This is a genomic window from Bradyrhizobium sp. LA6.8, from assembly GCF_040547935.1.
GTDB lineage: Bacteria > Pseudomonadota > Alphaproteobacteria > Rhizobiales > Xanthobacteraceae > Bradyrhizobium > Bradyrhizobium barranii.
Map to the genome: position 1 here is coordinate 1242237 of NZ_JBEPQQ010000002.1, position 22207 is coordinate 1264443.

The following is a 22207-nucleotide window of genomic DNA, read 5'->3' on the forward strand; positions in this document are numbered from 1 at the left end:
TGTGTGACTTCCATACCTTCGATGGCGGGCCTTCGCGCCGATTGAGCGATTTCGCCGAAAGATTCCCGTGAGACTGAATGGCAGCACCACGTGAGGGGTGCCACAAGAACTCACTCCTCGGACGGTCCACGTATCCCCGCCGGACGCCCATTCTCGAAAATGAAATCGATCCCCCGAGCCCGCAGCGCGCGCTCGATGTCAGCCAGCGTGCGCGGCGTGACGCTCTGACCGGACTCGATCGTCGCGATCGTGCGCACGGCCACGTGCGAGTCCCGCGAAAGATCCTCCCTCGATAGGTTCAGCCACGCGCGAGCCGCGCGAATTTGCGAACCGTTAACCATTGATGGAGGAGCGGGCGTAGAAAGGGCTTGCAATTTTGCAGCTTTCATGCAATATTGCCTGAAACAAGCAAATCGAGTTGAGCATTGATGCCTGCCCCTGACGCGAAAAGCAACTCCTTTGAGGCCCAGCGCGGACTCAGTCGGCGCGCCGAGGTGGCGACCCCAGGTCTCACCCAGATCGGGATCGCACCTCGTCGCTGGACATCCCCGGACACGGGGTAAGTCGCCGCCACCCAGCGCGACCTAACGACACCACCCCAGATCAACCCGCCCCTACAGAGGACAGTCTTCCCGGAAGACTGAACGATCACCCATGCCTGCTCCGATCCACCTTTCTCCCGACGCCCATCCCGCCCGTGCCGACCGTCTCTGGCGCCGCAAGGACGCCGACGATTTCACCGATGCCGATCGCGAGGCGATCCACCACTTCCTCTCGCAGGCCGTCGTCGATGATCCGAGGTGGATCGCTGCGAGCACCGGCGACACCGCGGAAGCTACGGCGCTGGTCGTCGCAGCGTGGCCCGTCCAGCGCCTCAACGCGGAGCTCGATGCGCTGATGACCGCGTTGCTGAACTGCGCGCTGTCGAACGGCAACAATACCAAGGCTGCCGCGGTCATCCTGTTTCACACGCTCGCCCAGCTCGGCGTTCGCGGTCTGCGGTCGTGCAAGTCGCCGGCCGCTTCCTGGAACAGCAAGCTGCGCCGCGACGAGTACGAACAGGCGATCCGCCGCCCCGAGCCGGTGCGTAACATCCTCAAGCCGGCTGCTCCCCAGGAGGATGAGGCGGCGACGGCTGCCTGAACCCGAGTAAGCGCAATCCGGGTGGCTGCATGTCGCCCGAGATCGCAACTCGACGAGAGGGACGCGCGACCGGTGGACGCCGGTCGCGCCGAACCAAGCCCAAAGACCGGAGAATGGATGGAATACGCGGCCTACATCACGAGCCATCGCTGGCGAACCAACAGCGCACGTTTGCGCGAGCTCACGTTCGCGCAAGGCAAGTGCCGTCTCTGCGCGGAGCAGGGACCGCTTGAGGCGCATCATCGCGACTACGACAACCTCGGCGCCGAGCGCGACGGCGATCTGGTCGCGCTGTGCGGCAATTGCCATCGCGAGGTCACGTCCATCCTGCGCCGCCGCCGTTATCGCCGACGGACCCCGCTCCGCGCGGACGTGCCGCGCCTTCGCGATGTGCGCAGTTCCCTCGTCGATCCAACCCGCAAGGACATCTAGATCATGAAGGCAGAATCTATCCGCCTCCGGCTGGTGGGCACTAAGCGTCTCATCATGCATTCCGGGCGTTTGGCCGATCCGCTGGACCCCATCACCAAAGAATTGGCGCGCCTTACCTCCAAGAGGTCGAAAACCGAGGCCGATCACGAGGAGATCGCCCGCGTCGAATGGAACGGCGGTCTCTGGCTCGACGGCGGCCAGCCCTGCATTCCCTTGGACGCGCTCATGGCGACGTTCGTGCAGGCGGCGAAATCGCGCCGTCGCACGATGCAGGCTGAAGCTGGACTCGTCGTCGACCACAACGCAGCGCTCCGCTACGACGGAGCGCACGACATGGACGAGCTCTGGCGGGACAAGCGCTTTAAGTTGCGCCTCGGCGTGAACGTGCATGGTGCCCGCACGATGCGGACGCGCCCGGTCTTCAACGACTGGAGCGTGGAGTTCACCGCGCGCTACTTGCCGACCTTGATAGACCGCGACGAAGTCTACGACACCTACCTGCTCGCCGGGTTTACGCGCGGGCTTGGCGATTGGCGACCGCAGAACGGCACTTTCGAGGTGGAGATCATCGATTAGCAGGGATCCCACAGGCGGGGCGTGGCCCGGCGAGGCATCGCGTGGCCCGGCGTGGTGAGGCGAGGCGGAGAGCCCCTTTCGGGGGCTCTCCCGACCGTCCCAAGTCACAGAGTGACCTAGGGGGCGCAATCAAGGATTCAAATTTGAGCAAGGCGTGACGAATAGGTGAGGCAACAGTAACCATGAGAACCAAGCACAATCAGGCCGTCTTGCTCGCAAACAGGCCTTGGCCGTTCACCTCCCAGGACACGCTGCCGCTCTCATGGTGGCGGACCTTGCCGTCGGACAAGCTTCGGGACGCCGAGAAGCTGCTGTTGCACGCGACGCTGGAACGCATTGAGGTGCTGCGTGGTGGAGCCGAACTCCGAGCAGCTTTGCGGGGTGATGCTGCCGCGGCTATCGCGGTGACGTTCCTGGTGACACCAATCCAGGATTTCACGCTCGAGGTCGACATTGTAATGACGGCATTGCTTCGTTGCGCTGCCGACGGCGACTGCGCGGCCGCGCTGGTCTTGGCCAACGTTCTCGGCCGCACTGAGCTTGGTCACGCCCACGCGACCGAGCTTTCCGCCTCTTGGTTCGTCCAACATGTCAATCGCTCGCCGCACCGGCGTGCGTTCAGCACCGAGGAAGCTGCGCTGCTGGCCGCGTTGAGGGAACGCTACGCTGAGAATGGAGACGAAGGCCGCGCATGAAAGCTCAGATCTTTTCTGATCTCCACATCGACGTTCTGCCGATCAAGAAGATTACCGTCGCGGATGATGTCGACCTGGTCATCGTCGCGGGGGACACGTGTGAGGGGGCGCTCAAGGCGTTCGAACATTTGCGCCGGATCGTGCCCATGCACATCACTATCGTCATGGTGCTCGGCAACCACGAATACTACCGCCGCTTCGTCCACGACGAATTGGCGGCCGCTCGCGCGCATGCGCCCACATTTAACATCCACCTCCTGGAAAACGATACTCGAGTGCTGGGAGGCAGGTCGCGGGAATTGGGAGGCGGCGGCTCTGTCCGTATCGTTGGTGCAACGCTCTGGACCGATTACCGGGCCTTCGGCGAGGCGAGCCTGGGCCTGGTGATGAATGCGTGCGTCGACGGAATGAATGATCATCGGCGCATCGGTTGGCAGAAGCGACCCTGGCAGAGATTCAGGCCACGAGAAGCCGCGGCGATGCATCATCAGTCGAAGTCGTACATCGAGAGCGTCCTGGCAACCGCCTTCGACGGACCGACGCTGGTCGTCACGCATCACGCTGTCCACTGGTCGTCCATCGATCCAAAATTCCGCCGTGATCACATCACTGGAGCATTCGTGTCTGATCTGTCCGCACTGATCGAGACCTATCGGCCAACAATTTGGGTGCATGGTCACGTCCACAATTCGTCCGACTACCGTGTCGGTGCCACGCGGATCATTTGTAATCCCCACGGCTACGGGCCGGAGAACCCCAGATTCGACGGCGAGCTGACGTTGGACATCAGCGGGTGACGTCGGCCTTTCCACCGTATCGGCCAGCCCTGCATAGATTCGAGTTTCAATCATGTTGACGCACTTCTTTCGCTTTCTCGATCCCGCCCTTATCTCTCCGGACCTGGCGCTTCGCCTGCGTCGGCTTGCGGATGACTGTGAGCAGCTCAAAGTCCACTGTTCCGTCTCGTCGTGGCAGTTGCAGAACGCGCCGCTGCTTGAGAACTGGACTCCGACGTTAACGCCCGAAGGACTGCACCTTGTCGGACGGGTCTCCGGTCATCCCGTCCATGGCGATCGGACGATCATGACGACTCAACTTTGGTGGGCGGATCCGCAGGAAAGGTGGGTGAGAAGCCTCTCGCGCTTCTACCGGCTCGGTCGTCCAGTCAACCGAGACGACCTTCGCCGCTTGCACCCTGCGGTGCACTGATCATGGCTGAAAATCGGAAGGCAGACACATGACGAAACCGACAATACCGAGCGCTCTGGACGTTACCGCGCCGGCCGCAGCCGCCAGAGACTGCACGCGCTGTTGTCCCAACTAAGGGCGCTTCCCGCACCAGCCACGCAGCCGAACACCCAAGGACCGATGCCATGACCGAACCCAAAATCGTCTGTACCAATTGCGGAACCGAGATCAAGCTGACCGAATCGCTCGCGGCGCCGCTCGTCGCCGAAGTACAGCGTCAGTTCGAGCAAAAGCTTGTGGTGAAGGAGGCAGAGTTCGACTGCCGCGAGGCGCAGATCAGGCAAGCACAGGACGAGATCGCCAAGGCGAGGGAGGACGTCGACGCTCAAGTTGCCGCACGCCTTCGGACTGAGCAGGCCAGAATCACCGAAATGGAGGCCAGCCGAGCGCGCCAAGTCGTCGCAGAAGAACTGGATGACCGGGAACGGGAGCTTGGCGAGCTGCGGCAAATGCTCACGATCAACGCGGACAAGCTCGCGGTGGCGCAGATGGCGCATGCTGAGACCCTACGCAAGCAGCGCGAACTCGATGACGCCAAGCGCGAACTCGAACTGACGGTGGAGAGAAGAGTTCAGCAGGAGCTTGCCTCCGTGCACGAGAGGGCCAAGATCGAGGCCGAAGACGACCTCAAGGCCAAGGTCTCCGAGAAAGAGGCGCAGATCGCCGGCATGCAGCGCCGGATCGAAGATCTTCGTCGGAAGGCGGAGCAGGGCTCGCAGCAGCTCCAAGGAGAGGCGCAAGAGATCGAACTCGAATCGTTGCTCCGCGCTCGCTTTCCCGGAGACCTCATCGAGCCTGTGCCAAAGGGCGTGTTCGGCGGCGACATCCTGCATAGTGTGATCGGTTCCGCCGGTCAGGCCTGCGGCAGCATCCTTTGGGAGTCGAAGCGGACAAAGAGCTGGAGTGATGGCTGGCTCGCGAAGTTGCGCGACGACCAGCGGGCCGCCCAGGCGGATGTAGCTATCATCGTTTCGTCGGCCTTGCCCAAAGGGCTCGACACGTTCGATCTCGTCGACAACGTCTGGGTCGTTAAACCGCGCTTTGCGACGCCCGTTGCCGCAGCTTTAAGGCAAGCGCTCGTCGAGATCGATGGTGCGCGTTTGCGTCAGGAGGGACAACATACGAAGACAGAGCTCGTCTATGCCTACTTGACGGGGCCGCGCTTTCGGCATCGCGTCGAGGCCATCGTCGAGCGGTTCTCGGAGATGCAGGCCGATCTCGACCGTGAGCGCAAGGCGATGACGAGACTGTGGGCCAGGCGCGAGGAGCAACTCAGGGCCGTGTTGGAGGCCACGGTTGGCCTCTATGGCGATCTCGAGGGAATAGCCGGCCGTGCGATGCAGGAGATTGAGGGTTTGGATATCTTAGCGATTGCGCCGCTGCCTGAGCCCTCTGGCACGTGAGACGGAGGGCGGTCGCGGCTTGCGCGCCGGTGACGCGTAGCGGGGTCCTAGCTCAAAGCGACGGCACCGCAAGCATGCATGGTGATACCAAGTGTTGCCGTGAAGCGCTCCAGAACCACCTTGCGTGAAGGACGGACGCAACGATCGATCGCTTCAGACGAAGCAAAGCTTGGGCGAAACGAGCAGCGCTATGACGCATCCGCAATTCAAACGGAATTGGACGCTTCGGTGCTACTTCTCAATCCACACACTCATGCCCGGCTCAAAGTCCGTCGACTCTCCCTTGGGATCGAGGCGCAAGCGCAGCGTATTGCGGTCATGATCGCCAATCACCCGCTCGGCCTGCCAGGTGGCAAACACGCCGAGCGGCCGCAGCTCGGTGATGACCGCCTTGGTCGCGCCATTAGCGCCGTTCCGCATCACGTTCGCTGTTTCTCCCATCGCGAGACGATCGAGATGATCCTCGCGCACGTTGAACGAGAGCCATTGCTTGCCGGCCGCCTCGACCATCAGGATCGGCTGGCCGGCGCGAACATTCTCGCCGACCTCGGCGGCGATGACGCTGACCACGCCGTCGGCCGGGGCGCGCAGCACCATCTTGTCGAGACGGCGCTCGAGCACGGCGACGGCGGCGGCCGCGGCCTGCACCTGTGTATCGGCGATGGCGCGCTCCTCCTTGGTCGGCCCCGCCACCGCCGCATCGTAATTGGCCTGGGCCTCGGCAACGTCGGCCTGCGCGGCGGCTACGTCATTCACGGCCTGGTCGAGGTTCTGCTGCGATTCAAAATTCTGCCGTGCGAGCGTGCTGGTCCGGGTGAGCTGAGCCTGCACGTAGTCGAGGCGGGCGCCGGCCTTGGCGATGGCGGCTTTCAGCGAATCGACCTGTTCGCGGCGCACGCCGGCATAGACGTTGTTGCGGCTTGCGACGGCGGACGCGAGCGCGGCACGCGCCTGGTCCGCCTGCGCCGTCAACTCCACCGCCGAGAGCCGCGCCACGACGTCGCCGGCCTTCACAGAGGCACCCTTCTCGACCGCGATCGAGACCAGCTGGCCGTTGACCTCCGGCTCGACCCTGATCTCGGTCGCGCGCACGACGCCGACGATGGCTGCCGGCGGTGCCGAGTGGCGCATGACATAGAGCAGCGCGCCCGCCGCGATCAGCGCGAGCGGAATCGCGACGAAGGCGGCAGGTCTAAGGTTGGGCATGTCCCTGTCTCCTCCTGACGGCAAATGCCGAGATCACCGCGAGCGCGAAGTAGCCGAGCGCCAGGCACCACAATGCGAGCCAGTCATGCGCAACCTCCCAGATGCCGGCGCCGAGCTGGTTGACGCGCACAAGGCCGTCGATCGCGGAGTCGGCCGGGAACAACCGGCCGAACGCAAGGGCCACGTCCGGAATCGCTTCGCGCGGCCACGCGAAGCCGGCCATGAAGAACTGCGGCAGGCTCGTCGCCAGCAGCAGGATGGTTGCGTTCTCCGGTCGCGTGAACCAGGCCCCGACGGCCTGGCCCATGAAGCTCGTCGCCAGCAGAAAGACGCTCGCGAGCGCGAGGATCTGCGGAAGATGGCCGAGCGTCGAAAAACCGTAGATGCGGGGCAGCACGATGACGTAGAGCGCGAGCGCGGGAAGATAGACGGTCAGATGCGCGATGCCGCGGCCGAGCACGCCGGCAAAGGCCGCGCCGCCGCTCGCCAGCGCAGTGCCGGTCAACATCGCCGCGCCGATCAGCAGGGTCTGCTGCAGGATCAGGATGAACGCCGCCGGAACGACGTAGCTCGCATAACCGCCAACCGGGTTGAAGATCGGCTGCAGCAGCACATCGGCCGGGCTTGAGCTTGCGAGCTTCGCCTTGACGAGGCTGCCATCCGGGCGCGCGCCGCGCGAAACGAGCTCGGACGCCAACGTTCCGATGGCGGTGGCCAGCCCGCTGGCGCTCGTTCTGAAGATGAACAGATAGGTTGCGTCCGCATAGACCGGGATGTGGGCGGTGATGCCCTTGAGCACGTCGCGCTCGGTGTTGGGTGGAATCTCGACGACGGCAAAGGCCTGCCCGCGATCGATCGCGGAGCGCGCCTCGGCGAGCGTTCGGGCGCGAACCGTCACGCTTAATGCGCCGCTCGCATCCAGCGTCCCGACGATCTGCCGGCTGAGATCGCTGAGATCGTTGTCGACGACGGCGATCGGGAGCTTGCGCAGGATCTGATTCAGATAGGGCTGCGGATAGTAGATGCCGTAAATGAGGGGTGCGAGAAACAGCAGCGTGAAGGCGCTCCGCGTTCCCAGTACGCGCCGCCACTCGGCCTTGAAGGCACCGCCGACGCCCGAGGGTACTTCTTCCGTTTCGGACGGCTCGGCAGGTCGTACCGTTGCAAACCAGCCCTTGCGGGTTACGTTCACCATGCGCAACCATGCCAGGCCGGCAAAGAGCAGTGCGAGGCCCGCAAGCGCGGCGAAGGGAATGGCGGAATCGGCGACAGGCAATCCCCGTGCGGCCTGTCCGAGCAGGACGGTCATGTACCAGCGCAGCGGCAGGATCGCGCTCCAGGTCTGCGCAAAAGCGTTCATGCCGATGGTGGGAAAGCCGACGCCAGCATAGCCGAAGGCGGGCGAGGCGATCAGACCCGCGAGTCCGAGTCCCGTCGCGAGATCGCCGACCAGAAGCTGGAGCAGGGCGCCAAGCGACAGATAGGCGATGATCAGCAGCGAGGCCGCGGCGATCATCAACGGCAGGTCGCCCTTGAAGGGGATCGCCAGCGCGCCCTCCAGGAACAGCGGCTCGGCCAGCATGATCAGGAAGAAGATGCAGAACAGCGGCGCGAGCTTGCCGGCCAGCGCGACGAGCGGATCGCCACCTGCGCTTTCGAGCCAGGCCCGCGCGTCGCGGCGGCGGAATTCGGAGCCGACGGAATATCCGGCGGCAAGGGTCATCACCACATGGATGATAGTCGGCAGCAGCGCGCGCAGCAGAAACTGAGCGTAGTTCTTCTGCGGATTGACGAGCGCCATGGTCTCCGCCTTGAGCGCACCCAGGGACGTTGGCGCAGGTGCCGCGCGGCTGGCGGGAGCGGCCACCGCTGCCGCTGCGGAAAGTGAATCGCTGAGACCCGAGGAGGCGATGCCGGAGGGAGTCAAAAATTGCTGGTTATAGAAACCGACGATCTGGGGGCGGCGCGCGGCCTTCAGGTCGCGGTCGAAATCCGGCGGGATATAGACGGCCGAGAGCGACTTGCCGGAGCGTATGTCCCGCACGGCCGTGGACAGCGTGCCGGAGCGGTCGACGATCTTCAGGCTTGGCGACGCCGCAATGTATTCCACCAGGGCCCGCGAGGTGTCCGACTTGTCCTCGTCGACGACCGTCACCCCGAGCCCGCGAATGACCGGATGGCTGAAAACCGTCGTGAGGACCACGAAGGCGAACAGCGGCACGCCGAAGATTAGCAGCAGCGCCACGCGATCCCGAAGCAACCAGCGGCATTCGCGCCGCGCGACCAGCCAGAATCCGGGCTTTGAGGTCGCAATCATTGCCGGGATCGCCAGTCGAGGTAGGCGCTCATTCCCGGTCGCAACTCGGGGACGGGCTGGACGGGATAGGCACGGATAGAGAACGTGCGCAGATCGAAATCACCCGAAGCACGCGTGGCCCGCCAGCTTGCATATTCGCCCTTGGTCGCGATGAGCTTGACCTCGACCGTGACGGAGCGGTCGCTGAGGGCGGGGATGCGGACATCGAAGCGATCGCCGACCTTGAGGCCTTTGACGAGATCCTCGCGAAGATCGAAATGCACCCAGAGGTCGGCCAGATTAATCAAGGTAACAAGCGGGACGCCCGGCGACACGTATTCTCCAGGCTCCACATTGCGCTGATAGACCTGCGAGGCGACGGGCGCATAGACCACGAGCTGATCGATGGTCGATTGGACGCTCTGGATGTCGGCACTGGCCTTTTCGACGTTGGTCGCGGCGATGGCCCGCTCCTCCTTGGTGTAGCCGTTGACCGCCTGCTCATAGGCCGATTTGGCCTGGTCGACCGCACGCTCGCTTTCGCGCAATGCGTCGGTCGCCTGATCGAGGCGGGCCTGCGGCGCGTTACCCTGATCGGCCAAGGTGTGCGTGCGGTCAAAGGTCTTCTGCGCCAGCACGAGCGCAGCCTGCGCCCGCTCCATTTCCGCCTTCCGTGCCGCGATCACCTCCACCCGCGTTCCGACGAGCACGTTGGCAAGCTGGGCGTCCGCAACAGCCTTGGCCGCCTTCATCTGCTCGTGTTTGGCCAGTGTTTCGGGATTGTCGATCTGGACGAGCACTGCGCCCGCAGCAATGTTCTGGCCACGTTCGACGGGGATCTTGCCGACCCGTCCGTCGACACGCGCGGCGATATCGAGCCGCGTTGCATCGACCTCGCCCTGTACGAGCAGTGGTTCCGGCCGCAACAGATAGAAGACGGAAAGCCCGACGACGGCAGCCGCAACGATGCAGACGATAATGGCCGGAGCCCCCACCGTGTTGCGGGCGGCTTTCGCTTGATCGTCGCGCGGCGCGTCGGGTGTCTCTCGAATATCCTTGTCAGAGCTCGGCGCGTCCATGCCTGACTCCCTTTCCCGTGACCGGATCGCCATTCAGTATATTTGGCTGTCAGGCCCTGTCCAATCGCGATCTGCTGATTTTATGGGCCGCAAGTCTTGACCATGTGGCCTGTCCATTGCGCGTGCTTGGATGTTTGATGCCCGACTTGTTGAAAGCTGCTGCTCTCGCATTTCGTTGTCCCGATGCCCACAGAGGTTCGCAAGTGATCAAGCAGCAGACGCATCCCAACGATGACATTCCTGTCCAAGATGACCGTCGGCAATCAGGACATAGTCATGGCCACCTGACCCGGTCGGTGGTCGGGCCACGATGCAGGGTGCGCCATGGCAAAAGCCGTCACGAAATCTTCAAACTCCACAGTCCCTCGCTTGTTCGTTCTCGAGCTGAATGCAGGCTGCATTCACCTGATGAATGCGGATGGCTCCGATCGCACGACGATCGTGACGGGCTGTCACTTGCCGGACGGCATCGTCGTGGACGTCGAAGCGGGCCACATCTACTGGACCAACATGGGCGTCCCAAGCCTGAACGACGGATCGATCGAGCGGGCCGACGTCGACGGCAAGAACCGCAAGACCATCGTTCCGAAGGGAGAGACCCACACTCCGAAGCAGATCATTCTCGATAAGAAAGGTGACAAGCTCTACTGGTGCGATCGCGAAGGCATGCGCGTCATGCGCTGCAATCTCAATGGTTCGCAGTTGGAGACGCTCATCGAGGCCGGCCACAGTGAGGCCGATCGCAAGGACCAGACACGATGGTGCGTCGGGCTGGCGATCGACCCGAAATTCGGACGCATCTACTGGACGCAAAAGGGGCCCGACAATGCCGGGCTGGGCCGCATCTTCCGCGCCAATGTCGAAATCCCCGCCGGCCAGACCGCAGCCACCAGATCCGACATCGAGATATTCTACGATGGTCTGCCGGAGCCGATCGATCTGGAGATCGATCACAAGAGCCGCATTCTCTACTGGACCGACCGCGGCGACCCGCCGCGCGGCAATACGGTGAACCGCGCCTCGATCGACAACAAGCCTGCCGAGCCCGAGATCGTGGTGACACATCTCATGGAAGGGATCGGCATTGCGCTCGACGTCCCGAACGATCGCATGTTCGTGACCGATTTTGCCGGCTCGATCTACTCCGCACAGCTCGACGGATCCGGCGAGCGCAACTTCCTCTTCGCCCAGGGCAACCTCACCGGCATTGCCTATGCCGAAGTCTGACCAACGCATTGGAGAGAGTGACATGACCGAGACCAAGCCCATTCGCCGCATCGCCATCATCGGCACCGGCGTGATCGGCGCGAGCTGGAGCTCGCTGTTTCTCGCCAAAGGACTTCACGTCGTCGCAACGGACCCTGCACCGAACGCTGAAGCCGCGTTGAGGAAGTTTGTGGACACCGCCTGGCCGGCGCTGAAGCGATTGGGCCTGTCGCCCGGAGCGTCGCAGTCGAACCTGACGTTCACGGCCGATCTCCCCCAGGCACTCGCCGGTGCCGACCTCGTCCAGGAGAACGGGCCCGAACGGATCGAATTCAAGCAGAAGCTCTATGGCCAGCTCGACGAGCTGTTGCCCCCCGACGTGATCATCGCATCGAGCTCGTCGGGGCTCACCATGAGCGAAATCCAGAAGGGGGCTGCGTCCCACCCAGAGCGCTGCGTCATCGGTCACCCGTTCAATCCACCGCACTTGATCCCGCTGGTCGAGATCGTGGGTGGGGCGAAGACCTCGGCAGCGACAATCCAGCGCGCGGATGAATTCTATACTTCGATCGGGCAACGGACGGTGCGCGTCAACAAGGAAATGCCGGGGCATGTCGCCAACCGGCTCCAGGCGGCGCTGAGCCGCGAAATCTATTACCTCGTCGCCGAGGGTGTGGTGAGCGCCGCTGACGTCGACACCGCCCTGTCCTGGGGGCCAGGCCTGCGCTGGGGCGTCATGGGCGGCCTGATGCTCAACCATCTCGGTGGCGGTCCGGGCGGCATCGAGCACTTCTTCCGGCAGTTCACCGGCCCGATGACTGCCTGGTGGAAGACCCTCGGCTCGCCGGTACTGACGCCGGACGTGCAAAAGAAGCTGATCGACAGCGTCCATGCCGAAGCCGGCTCGCGCACCATCGCGGAGTTGGAGGCGGAGCGCGACGAAGTTCTGCTCGGCTTGATTGAGCTGCGCAAGAAAGCTGCCAGGCCGAGCTAACGAAATCGGCGACGCTGTCGAGATCAATCATACGTTCAACCCGTCACTTTTCAGGCTTCCGAGCCGCAGCGAGGAGATATCGCAAATGCCCACCGCAAGCACAGCAAGCAAGAGCGCCGCGCCGAAGCCGGTGCCCGCGCCCAATGGAGACTTCTATCAGCTGGTCGATCTTCTCACCGCTGAGGAGAGAGCGGTCGTCCATAAGGTGCGGTCATATATGGAGACCAAGGTCCAGCCGGTCATCAACAAATACTGGTCCGAGGACGCGTTTCCGTTCGAGCTGCTGCCGTCGTTCAAGGAGCTTGGCCTCGGTGGGCTCGGCTTCGAGGGCTATGGTTGCGCGGGCGGCAGCCAGAAGCTGTTCGGCTTCGTCGCGATGGAGCTGGCGCGCACTGACGCCTCGTTCTGCACGTTCTTCGGCGTGCACAGCGGCCTCGCCATGGGCTCGATCTATCTCGATGGCTCCGAGGAGCAGAAGCAGAAATGGCTGCCGGCGATGGCGCGCTGGGAGAAGATCGGCTGCTTCGGCCTCACCGAGCCGCTGGTCGGTTCCGGAACGAGCGGCGGCCTGACCACGACCGCCAAGCGTGAAGGCGATACCTGGATTCTCAACGGACAGAAGCGGTGGATCGGCAATGCGCCGTGGTGCGACATCTCCATCATCTGGGCACGCGACCTAGCCGACAATCAGGTCAAGGGCTTCATCGTCGAGAACAAGTCGACGCCCGGGTTCAGCGTCGAGAAGATCGAGCACAAGATCGCGCTCAAGGTGGTCCAGAACGGCCAGATCACGCTGAAGGACGTGCGGGTGCCTGAAGCGAACCGCCTCCAGGGCGGCAATTCGTTCCGTGATACCGCGCGCGTGCTGCGGATGACGCGGTACATGGTGGGCTGGGCGTCGACCGGCATCCAGATGGGCGCATACGAGGCCACCCTCAAATACGCCCAGGAGCGACTGCAATTCGGCAAGCCGATCGCTTCGTTCCAGCTGATCCAGGATCTGCTCGCCAAGATGCTTGGCAATCTGACCGCGTGCCAGTGCCTGATGCTCCGCCTCGCGCAGCTCGATGACGAAGGCAAGCTTGGCGACCATCACGCCGCGCTGGCGAAAGCGTTCTGTACCTCGAAATCGCGCGAGACGGTTTCCTGGGGCCGCGAGGTGCTGGGCGGCAACGGCATCGTCGCCGACTACAACGTCGCGCGCTTCTTCGCCGATGCCGAGGCGCTCTACTCCTACGAAGGTACGTACCAGATGCAGAATCTGATCGTGGGCAAGGCCATCACCGGTCACGGCGCCTTCCTCTGACTTCTCAGCGGCGCCGGTGCACCAGCGCCGGCGGCCCTACCCAGGAGACATGACTATGGTTTCGGGAACTGCACCGTTCACCCCTTCACCCGCAACAGCACCAAGCTCCGTACCCAGAGCGGCGCTGGCCCTTGCGAACGTCCAGTACGAGAAAAAGGGTGTGATCGCCTACGTTACGGTCAATCGGCCGAAGGTACTCAACGCGCTCAATACGCCGACCTGGACCGATCTGCACGCCGCATTCGAAGACGCCAAGGCGGACGCGTCCGTGCGCGGCGTCATCCTCACCGGCGCGGGCGACAAGGCGTTCATCGCCGGCGCCGATATCAGTGAACTTGCACATGTCGACGCCTACGATGCCGAGGAGTCCAGCCGGTTCGGGCAGGGCGTGCTGGACCTCATTGAAAATCTCGGCAAGCCGGTGATTGCGGCGATCAACGGCTTTGCCCTTGGCGGCGGCTGCGAGACCGCGATGGCCTGCACCATCAGGATCGCAGCCGAGCACGCCAAATTCGGGCAACCCGAGGTCAAGCTCGGTCTGCTGCCTGGCGGTGGTGGAACGCAACGCCTGCCGCGCCTGGTCGGAAAGGGCCGTGCGTTGCAGCTGATCCTCACGGGCGAGACGATTTCGGCGCAGGAAGCCTATCGCATCGGCCTCGTCAACGAAGTCGTTCCCGCGGCCGGCCTGATCGATCGTGCCGAGACAATCCTGAAGCAGATCATGGCCAACGCGCCGATCGCCGTGAAGTTCTCGCTGGAAGCCGCCAACAAGGGGATGGAGACGAGCCAAAGCGAAGGCCTTGTGCTGGAAGCATCCTTCTTCGGCATTTGCGCCGCCACCGAAGACAAGAAGGAAGGCACCGCCGCCTTCCTCGAGAAACGTGCGCCGCAGTTTCGCGGCCGCTGAAACAACGCCGCTGTCTACGAGGATCTGGAAAGGACGCCCATGGCAAACGACAACATTTTCTCCGGACTAAAGGTGGTGGACCTCGCGAGCTTCATCGCGGGTCCCAGCGCCGCCGTGATCTTGTCCGATTTCGGTGCCGACGTGATCAAGGTCGAGCCGCCGAGCGGCGAGCTGTGGCGACACGCGAATCATATGCCGCCGCAGCCGGTCGCTGACGATGCCTATCCCTGGCATCTGGCCAATCGCAACAAGCGTGGCATGGCAATTGATCTGAAATCTCCGAGTGCCCATCAGATTCTCGAAAAGCTGGTCAAATGGGCCGACGTTCTCGTCGTCAACACGCCGCATCCGGCGCGGAAGAAATTGAAGCTCGAATATGACGATGTGGTGGGGTGGAACCCGCGGCTGATCTACGCAGACCTCACGGGCTTCGGCGACAAGGGACCGGATGCGGATCTCCCCGGCTTCGACATCACGTCGTACTGGGCGCGCAGCGGCTTGCTGTCGATGACGCGCGACGCCGGCGCGCCGCCGACCTGGCCGGTGGCCGGCAGCGGCGACAACGCCACCGCCGTCGGGCTCTATTCGGCGATCGTCACCGCCCTGTATCGTCGCGAGCGCACGGGGCAGGGGGCGCACGTCACGACCTCGCTGCTCGCCGAGGGCGTGTGGTCCGCGAGCGTCTCGATCCAGGCAGCACTCTGCGATGCGAAATTCTTCGGGCTGCATGATCGCATGCACCCCGCAAATGCCGCCATGAACGTGTATCGCGCCAAGGATGATACCTGGTTCGTTCTCATCATCACGCCCGACAAGGTAGAGGCCGTGGCGAAGGCGATCGGCCGCCCCGATCTCCTGACTGATCCGCGCTTCTCCGACCCGGCCAAGCTGATGGCGAACATGACGGAACTCACGGCGATTCTCGACCAGACCTTCTGTTCCGAGCCGATGGCACATTGGTACGAGGTGTTCAACGGCGCCCACGTGACGTTCGGTGCGGTGCGCGGGCCGCAGGAGGTGATCAACGATCCCCAGCTCCGGGCCAATGACATCATCGTTCCGCTCGAGGGCGCCGGCGGCAAGCTGACGTCCACGATCTCCAGCCCGCTTCAGGTGCACGGTGTCGCCAAGGTGTCGGCAAAGCGCGCCCCGAAGATCGGAGAACACAACGACGAGGTTCTCCAGCAACTGGGATTCAGTGCGGCCGAGATCGATGGTCTGCGTGCGAGCGGTGCCATTCCGAAGCCAAAGGAACGCGCGGCCTAGCGCGATGGCATGATCGGGGCGGCGCAAGCCGCCGCGACCCTGCGTTTGCACTGAAATTCACCAAAGGGATCAGGAGTTCGACAATGGATGAGATCGTTACCGAACAGGCCGCAGGCATCCTGCGCATCCAGTTGAACCGTCCGACAAAACGGAACGCGATGACGTCGGCCATGTACGTGGCTCTCGCGGACATCTTCAACGCGGCGTCGAAGGACGAGAGCACACGCGTCGTCCTCTGGCATGGTGCGGGAGATTCGTTCTGCGCCGGCAACGACATCGACGATTTTCTCAAGAACCCTCCGGGGCCGGGCGAATCGCCTCAGGCTGGCCTCATGAAGGCGTTGGTCGACTTCGACAAGCCATTGGTCGCGGCCGTCCACGGCGCCGCCATCGGCGGCGGCACCACGATGCTGACGCACTGCGATTTCATCTACGCCGGGGAGAGCACAAAATTCCAGATGCCCTTCATCAATCTGGCTGTCGTGCCTGAGTTCGGATCGAGCTGCTCGGTGCCGACGCGGATCGGTCACCTCCGCGCGGCCGAGCTGATCTTGCTGGGGGCTCCCTTCGATGCCAGGCGCGCGGTGGAGCTGGGTCTGGCGACTGAAGTCGTTCCCGACAACGATCTCCGGGCGAAGGCAACCGACACGGCCCGGAAGCTGGCAGCGAAGCCCGCGGCTGCGTTACAGGCCAGCAAGTGGCTCATGAAGCAGCCATTTCGCGAGCAGATCAAGGCCGCGATGAAGGCCGAGAACGAAGAGTTCAGCACGCAGGTCCGCTCCGAAGACGCAAGGGAGGCGTTCACGGCTTTCGTGGAAAAGCGCAAGCCCGACTTCACGCGAAACATCAAGTCTCAAGCGACTGTATGACCAAGGAAAAGCCGATGAACGTATGCGTATTGGTTGGAAGCCTGCGGAAGGCTTCGTTCAACGGGATGCTGGCGAATGCACTGATCTCGCTGGCACCGTCCTCGATGAGGCTCGACATCGTCGACATCGGAGGATTGCCATTTTACAATGAAGATCTCGAGACCGCAGCTCCGCCCGCGCAATGGACCGCGTTCCGCCAGCGCATCAAGGCCGCCGACGCCGTTCTGTTCGTCACGCCGGAATATAACCGGTCAGTGCCTGCCGTGCTCAAGAACGCGCTGGATGTCGGCTCCAGACCGTATGGACGCAGCGTCTGGGACCGCAAGCCGGGTGCGATCGTCAGCGGCTCGCCCGGGGCGATCGGAGGCTTCGGCGCCAATCATCATCTCAGGCAATCGCTCGTGTTCCTGAACGTGCCGACCCTGCAGCAGCCTGAGGCCTATCTCGGCCATGTCGACAAGCTGTTCGATGAGCACGGCAAGCTCGCCGGCGACGGCACCAGCAAATTCCTCCAGGCGTTCATGCAGGCGTTCGTCAATTGGGCCGAGACGGTTGGGCCCAAATGATCCGATCTCAGGGGCAGCGCGTCTGCCCCCTCGCGACAAGAGCGGGCTGAAATCGCAGCGTCACGCTCAAAAATGGATCGGCCGCATTTGCTCGAATTCGTCGCGGCACGCGCGGCTGAAGTCATGCAGCAGATCGATCGTGCCATCGATGGCCATTTCGCGCAGTTGGACAAAGCTCTTGTCCGGCTCCAGATAGGTGTCCAGGATTTTTCGGGTGACGTCTTCGGCATGACGGACCACCGGCTTTGAAGATATCGCCCGCATCGCGCTCATCTTGGCGTAAAGGCTGACCAGGCTCGGAATGTCGGCTTTATCGTGCTGGAGCGCATCGATGTAACATTTGGCGGCGTCCTCGATGAAATCCCTGTACAGGGTCTGCCGGCGAGTCTCCTCGTGAAGAACCCACTGGGCGCGGACCTGGCTTCGCTGGCTCCGCCAATTGGCTATTCCGCTTGTCAGACCGCCGACGGCTGCACCGGTAAGAGCGGCCAGCGCGGATATGATGGAAGCGTCCACAGGTGGAGTCCTTAACGAATTTCCGGGAATGGTTGCCAGGTCTTGATTGGACGCAACTATGACGAGGACGACCGCCGGTCCTCGGAAATCAGCCGTGAGCTCCTTTGCCCCGACAGATACGACCAGAACCACTGGGTCTGGACTCGAAACCTGTTCTGGAGCTGCGGCAGGGCGAGCACATGCAGCGCTGCCCACACCCACCAGGTCACAAAGCCGCTGCTGCGCAAATGGCCGGACTCGAGAATGGCAAAATTCTTGCCGACCACCGCCATGTTGCCCTTGTCGCGATACCGAAACGGTCGGCCATCCTTGTGTCCCTTGACGCGGCTGGCGATGACCTGCCCGACAAATCGTCCCTGTTGAATGGCTGCCTGTGCAACCCCGGGGACGGGGTGACCATCCTGGGTCATCGTGGCAGCATCTCCTGCAACAAAGACATTGGGCGCCTCGGGAATGTCCATGAAAGGGCCAACGAACGCGCGCCCGGCGCGGTCTGTCTGGGTCCCGAGCATTCTCACGACCGGGGAGGCGCTGACGCCTGCAGTCCAAAGCACGGTGGCGCTGGGAATGCGGACGCCGGCGGCGATCACGCCCTGGTCGTCGACCTTCTCGACTTTTACCCCCGTCGACACCTCGACGCCGAGTTTCGTAAGTCGCTTGGCTGCCTTTCGCGACAGCGATTCCGCAAAGGTCGGCAGGATGCGAGTGCCGCCATCCAGTAGAACAATCCGGCTCTTGGCAGGGTCGATCTTGCGGAAATTGTTGCGCAGGGTTACCGAGACCAGTTGAGCGATCGAAGCTGCAAGCTCCACACCGGTCGGGCCGGCGCCCACCAGAACGAACGTGGTTTGGCGAGCGCGTTCCTTCTCGTCATCGGTCGATTCCGCTAATTCAAACGCACTCAGGATCTTGGTCCGGATCATTTCGGCGTCGCTCAGGCTCTTGAGGCCCGGTGCGAACCGCGCGAACTCGTCATGACCGAAATAGCTCGGACGCATTCCGGTCGCGATCACCAGGAAATCGTATTCGAGCTTTCGACTGCCGATCTCCGGGCAGGTGGCCTCGACGGTACGTGCTCCCAGGTTGACGCCCTTGACCTCGGCCAGCATGACGCTGAGATTTTTCTGCTTTGCCTCGAGTTGCCGGATCGGTGCCGCGATCTCGGATGGCGCCAGAACAGCGGTGGCGACCTGGTACAGGAGCGGCTGAAAGATATGGTGATTGCGGCGGTCGACCAGCGTGATCTCGACATCGGCTCGCTTCAGAGCCCGTGCCGCCGCGATACCGGCAAAGCCACCGCCGACGATCAGGACGCGATTTTTGCCTGGGGCCGCCTTTGTCGACGGCGGCGTTTCTTGCGGGAACGATTTGGTGAGAATTGTCGTCATGGGTACACCGACTCTCCAGGGCCAGCCGCCCCCGTCAGGGTCAGATACAGCGGAGCTAAGGATTAATCTTGGATGGCGCTGCGGTGCATTGAACGACCGTGCCTGATCATCCGGGGAAGGGTCTGAGCCGCTCGTACAGCATACGCGGGAGGATCAGCCCGAAGGCCATCGCCGTGATGATCAAAAGCGCCGTGGCACTGCTCGCAGCGATACTGGTGACCAGAGCCGCCGGTGCGCCTGGGCCGATTGAGACCAGTTCGACGAGGCCCGTCGCAGTGTTGAACAGGAAGAAACCAGGCATCAACGAGACAACGGCGGAGAAGGCGACCGCCGCGAAGGGCAGATGCAGGCGATCGACCACGGGAGCCGTGAGGGCGCTGGCAAACATGCAGGCGACGAGTGTTCCGGCCGGAGCACTTCCGCCGGCGGAGATCACCGCCCAGTGCGCGGCATGTGCAAGCATGCCGACCGCAATCGGGAAAGGCAGCAGACGCCATGGCATCGAGAAGAAAGTACCGAACGCGGCGACTGCGCATCCTGCTGCAATTACATCGATGATCAACGACAGGGGCAGAGATGGACCAGCTATCGCGAGTTGCCCGCCGGCGGCAGTGAACCCGAACAGACCGCCGGCGCAGATCATCAGCACGATGATGCCGGCATAGGCCAGGCGCGTTATGCCCAGTGCGATGCGCGTGCGAGCGAGGTCCACGGCACCGTTGAGGATATGCGGACCGGGGACAAGCACCATGCAGGGACAGAAGGCGACCAGCGCTATTGCACCCGATAGTCGAAAACGGCTGGCAACAGCAGCCACGACACCGGCGACGAGCGCGGCGCAAAGCGGCTGGAGCAGCGGGTTATGGCTGAAGCCGGACAGCCCGCGCCTGACCAGCGCACCGGTGGCTGCGCTCATTGCGATCAGGAACAGGCTCATCGCATCGAGCGCGCCGAAGATTACGCCAAGCGAGGCCGCACCAAGGGCCGCGAACAAGGTGAAGCGTGGCGTGGAAACGGACGGTAGACGGCCGGCCGACTCAAGTGCGGATTGCGCGGCACCTGCCGGCAATGTTCCGTCGCAGATCTGATCTATCACCGTCGTAACGGCGAGTACCCTGCCCATGTCGACACCGAGCGGCCTGGCGGGCGCAGCTCGTGAAACGCGCGAGCCGTCCAATTCGACGATCAGCTCGTCCCATTGCGGGAGCACCTTCACCGCGACGCCGAGCGCGCGCCCAAGGCGCGTGGCAGCGACAACCGTCCGTTCCGTGGTCTGACCGTGAGCAAACAGAAGAGCGGCCGCCAGCACGGTCGTGCTCAGCGCCGTCTCGCAAGACGGCGGTTCGGCGCGCGAGCTCTCCTGTTTTGGCTCGATCAATTGCGTTGCGCGGTCCAGTAGCCCGAGCATCGTGAACTTCCCGAATAGCCGCTCCACCTTCCGCGACCCGAGCTCCCGGAGAGCCTGCCCGTGCCGGATGCGAACTTGTCGTGAACCGTAACCGAAGCGCGGACCGAACCGGATCTCGCGACATAGCCCCTGAATTTCACGAGATTGGGATGCGTGACGACCCCGTCGGAGATATTGACGGTGAAGTTGTAGCTGGGATCGCATGCGCCGCCTTGCGTCACGAAGACGAGATCCCAGGAGCCGTCATAGGTGGATCGCGCCTGCGCGGCTGGGGCCACCAGGCAAAGAGCTGCAATCGTCCAGAGCAAATGCGTCTTCATTGATAGTTCTCCGTAGGCTCGGCGACCGTTTCCGCACAAACGGAACGAATTTCGCCGACGTCCAAACCAGGGATCCAAACGTCACAGATGATGATCTGCTCTAGGAAAAGGTAGCGCAAAGCGCTTGTTGAAAAGTGCTCAGATCGCTTTGAATCGTGCGTTCACGAAAGATGCTGGCGTGACCAGACGCTTCAGCCAATTGTTTTGAGCAGGATTGGCCCCAATCGAGCAGCCATATTCAATCGCGGCCACCGCTGGGCAGACATACTGAAAGCACGCATTGTCGCTGTTCGAACGGAACACGACAGGTCGCATTCAGAATGAACCGGGAGCCGCGAGATGAACGTCAAGTCCATTGCTGGCCAGCTTGGGGAAAGACGTGCTCGCACCCCTCATTCGCTGGCTGACCATTGGAATGTGTCTGACCTCGTCGCCCTCACAAAGCCACGCGTGATGATGCTCGCGGTCTTCACCGCGCTCGTCGGATTGAGCTCCGCTCCGGTTCGACTTGATCCGCTAACAACCCTTGCGGCAGTTCTTGCCATTGCAGCGGGGGCTGGAGCCGCCGGTGTGCTCAACATGTGGTACGACGCCGATATCGATGCGATCATGAGCCGCACTGCCATGCGGCCTATTCCACTCGGCAAGGTCTCCCGGTTCGACGCGCTTGTCCTTGGAACCGTTCTTGGCGGCCTTGCTGTGGTGGCTCTCGCTATGGCGGCGAACCTCATGGCGGCCGCATTGTTGGCCGGCACGATACTCTTTTATGTTGTCGTGTACACGGCGTGGCTGAAGCGGTCCACGCGGCAGAACATCGTCATCGGCGGCGCCGCCGGCGCGTTGCCGCCCGTGATCGGATGGGCCGCGGCAACAGGGGACGTCGGGCTGGAGCCGCTTGCGCTGTTCATCATCATCTTTCTTTGGACACCGCCCCATTTCTGGGCGCTGGCGCTCAACCGCACCGATGATTATGCCCGTGCGGGCGTACCGATGTTGCCGGTCGTCGCGGGACGCGCGGCAACAACGCGGCAGATACTGATCTATAGCGGCCTACTGACCCTCGCCTCGGAGCTGCCTTGGGCACTGGGGTTTGCGGGTGTGATCTATGGCGTGACGGTTGCGATCTGCAGCGCGCTCTTCCTGATACTTGCGTTCCTGCTGGACAGAACCATCGGGCCCGATCGCCGACCCGCTCACAGGCTGTTCGTGTTTTCCATCTGCTACTTGTTCGCGCTGTTCGCGGCGTTCCTGGTCGACCATGGCGGCAATTCATCCTCCCGCATGCGTGCCTCGCATGCGGGCCTCGGTATCTCGGTGCATGCCGAGATCCTACCGGAGGTCGCCCGCACCGTATGGCCCAGCATCAACCTCAGCGAGGTCTAA

The 22207-nt window shown here is 63.0% G+C and carries 22 protein-coding genes; 15 read left to right on the top strand and 7 right to left on the bottom strand.

Annotated elements, in window-relative coordinates; genetic code table 11:
* Positions 1-110 precede the first annotated feature (110 nt).
* Positions 111-389, bottom strand: coding sequence for a helix-turn-helix domain-containing protein (locus tag ABIA90_RS12970; protein WP_354120135.1), 279 nt, complete (start codon positions 387-389; stop codon positions 111-113).
* 265 nt (positions 390-654) lie between these two features.
* Between ABIA90_RS12970 and ABIA90_RS12975 the strand changes: the two genes are divergently transcribed.
* The 7 genes from ABIA90_RS12975 (at position 655) to ABIA90_RS13005 (ending at position 5497) form a co-directional block, all read left to right on the top strand.
* Positions 655-1143 carry a hypothetical protein gene (locus ABIA90_RS12975; RefSeq protein WP_354120136.1) on the top strand — a complete coding sequence of 163 codons (489 nt, stop codon included), beginning with the start codon at positions 655-657 and terminating at the stop codon, positions 1141-1143.
* Positions 1144-1260: 117 nt separating this feature from the next.
* The gene (locus ABIA90_RS12980; protein WP_354120137.1) at positions 1261-1575 is read left to right on the top strand and encodes a hypothetical protein; all 315 of its coding nucleotides are present in this window, start codon (positions 1261-1263) and stop codon (positions 1573-1575) included.
* Positions 1576-1578: 3 nt separating this feature from the next.
* The gene (locus tag ABIA90_RS12985; protein ID WP_354120138.1) at positions 1579-2151 is read left to right on the top strand and encodes a hypothetical protein; all 573 of its coding nucleotides are present in this window, start codon (positions 1579-1581) and stop codon (positions 2149-2151) included.
* Between the two features lie 182 nt (positions 2152-2333).
* The gene (locus ABIA90_RS12990; RefSeq protein ID WP_354120139.1) at positions 2334-2846 is read left to right on the top strand and encodes a hypothetical protein; all 513 of its coding nucleotides are present in this window, start codon (positions 2334-2336) and stop codon (positions 2844-2846) included.
* Positions 2843-3643: a metallophosphoesterase gene (locus ABIA90_RS12995; protein ID WP_354120140.1), complete on the top strand. Its 801-nt coding sequence runs from the start codon at positions 2843-2845 to the stop codon at positions 3641-3643. The genes ABIA90_RS12990 and ABIA90_RS12995 overlap by 4 nt, the downstream gene beginning before the upstream one ends.
* Positions 3644-3695: 52 nt before the next feature.
* Complete coding sequence (locus tag ABIA90_RS13000) at positions 3696-4055, top strand: DUF6634 family protein (protein ID WP_354120141.1); 360 nt, start codon at positions 3696-3698, stop codon at positions 4053-4055.
* 164 nt (positions 4056-4219) lie between these two features.
* Positions 4220-5497, top strand: a complete 1278-nt coding sequence (locus ABIA90_RS13005) for a DUF2130 domain-containing protein (RefSeq protein ID WP_354120142.1) — start codon at positions 4220-4222, stop codon at positions 5495-5497.
* A 231-nt stretch (positions 5498-5728) separates the two neighbouring features.
* Here ABIA90_RS13005 and ABIA90_RS13010 read toward each other — a convergent pair whose 3' ends face one another.
* The 3 genes from ABIA90_RS13010 to ABIA90_RS13020 are packed head-to-tail and all read right to left on the bottom strand — an operon-like array spanning position 5729 to position 10078.
* Positions 5729-6703 carry an HlyD family secretion protein gene (locus tag ABIA90_RS13010; RefSeq protein WP_354120143.1) on the bottom strand — a complete coding sequence of 325 codons (975 nt, stop codon included), beginning with the start codon at positions 6701-6703 and terminating at the stop codon, positions 5729-5731.
* A complete protein-coding gene (locus tag ABIA90_RS13015; RefSeq protein WP_354120144.1) occupies positions 6690-9020 on the bottom strand; it encodes an ABC transporter permease in 2331 nt (776 codons plus the stop codon). Before ABIA90_RS13015 ends, ABIA90_RS13010 begins: the two co-directional genes overlap by 14 nt.
* Positions 9017-10078 carry an HlyD family secretion protein gene (locus ABIA90_RS13020; RefSeq protein ID WP_354120145.1) on the bottom strand — a complete coding sequence of 354 codons (1062 nt, stop codon included), beginning with the start codon at positions 10076-10078 and terminating at the stop codon, positions 9017-9019. The genes ABIA90_RS13015 and ABIA90_RS13020 overlap by 4 nt, the downstream gene beginning before the upstream one ends.
* Before the next feature lie 408 nt (positions 10079-10486).
* Here ABIA90_RS13020 and ABIA90_RS13025 point away from each other — a divergent pair, with 408 nt between their 5' ends.
* The 7 genes from ABIA90_RS13025 to ABIA90_RS13055 all read left to right on the top strand — a co-directional run bounded on the left by ABIA90_RS13025 (position 10487) and on the right by ABIA90_RS13055 (position 17192).
* Complete coding sequence (locus ABIA90_RS13025; protein ID WP_354120146.1) at positions 10487-11305, top strand: 3-hydroxyacyl-CoA dehydrogenase; 819 nt, start codon at positions 10487-10489, stop codon at positions 11303-11305.
* Between the two features lie 22 nt (positions 11306-11327).
* Entirely contained in the window at positions 11328-12278 is a 951-nt protein-coding gene (locus ABIA90_RS13030) for a 3-hydroxyacyl-CoA dehydrogenase NAD-binding domain-containing protein (RefSeq protein ID WP_354120147.1), read from the top strand.
* 85 nt (positions 12279-12363) lie between these two features.
* Complete coding sequence (locus ABIA90_RS13035) at positions 12364-13584, top strand: acyl-CoA dehydrogenase family protein (protein WP_354120148.1); 1221 nt, start codon at positions 12364-12366, stop codon at positions 13582-13584.
* 160 nt (positions 13585-13744) lie between these two features.
* On the top strand, positions 13745-14491 hold the full coding sequence (locus ABIA90_RS13040) for an enoyl-CoA hydratase-related protein (protein ID WP_354120149.1): 747 nt from the start codon (positions 13745-13747) through the stop codon (positions 14489-14491).
* A 39-nt stretch (positions 14492-14530) separates the two neighbouring features.
* Positions 14531-15757, top strand: coding sequence for a CaiB/BaiF CoA transferase family protein (locus ABIA90_RS13045; protein ID WP_354120150.1), 1227 nt, complete (start codon positions 14531-14533; stop codon positions 15755-15757).
* 83 nt (positions 15758-15840) lie between these two features.
* Positions 15841-16626 (top strand): enoyl-CoA hydratase, encoded by a 786-nt coding sequence (locus tag ABIA90_RS13050; RefSeq protein ID WP_354120151.1) that lies wholly within the window; start codon positions 15841-15843, stop codon positions 16624-16626.
* A gap of 14 nt (positions 16627-16640) precedes the next feature.
* A complete protein-coding gene (locus tag ABIA90_RS13055) occupies positions 16641-17192 on the top strand; it encodes an NADPH-dependent FMN reductase (protein ID WP_354120152.1) in 552 nt (183 codons plus the stop codon).
* A 66-nt stretch (positions 17193-17258) separates the two neighbouring features.
* On the opposite strand, the gene ABIA90_RS13060 is transcribed toward ABIA90_RS13055, so the two are convergent.
* The 3 genes from ABIA90_RS13060 to ABIA90_RS13070 form a co-directional block, all read right to left on the bottom strand.
* On the bottom strand, positions 17259-17708 hold the full coding sequence (locus ABIA90_RS13060) for a hypothetical protein (protein ID WP_354120153.1): 450 nt from the start codon (positions 17706-17708) through the stop codon (positions 17259-17261).
* Positions 17709-17764: 56 nt separating this feature from the next.
* The gene (locus ABIA90_RS13065; protein WP_354122451.1) at positions 17765-19096 is read right to left on the bottom strand and encodes an NAD(P)/FAD-dependent oxidoreductase; all 1332 of its coding nucleotides are present in this window, start codon (positions 19094-19096) and stop codon (positions 17765-17767) included.
* Between the two features lie 106 nt (positions 19097-19202).
* On the bottom strand, positions 19203-20708 hold the full coding sequence (locus tag ABIA90_RS13070) for a threonine/serine exporter family protein (RefSeq protein WP_354120154.1): 1506 nt from the start codon (positions 20706-20708) through the stop codon (positions 19203-19205).
* A 455-nt stretch (positions 20709-21163) separates the two neighbouring features.
* Here ABIA90_RS13070 and ABIA90_RS13075 point away from each other — a divergent pair, with 455 nt between their 5' ends.
* On the top strand, positions 21164-22207 hold the full coding sequence (locus ABIA90_RS13075; RefSeq protein WP_354120155.1) for a heme o synthase: 1044 nt from the start codon (positions 21164-21166) through the stop codon (positions 22205-22207).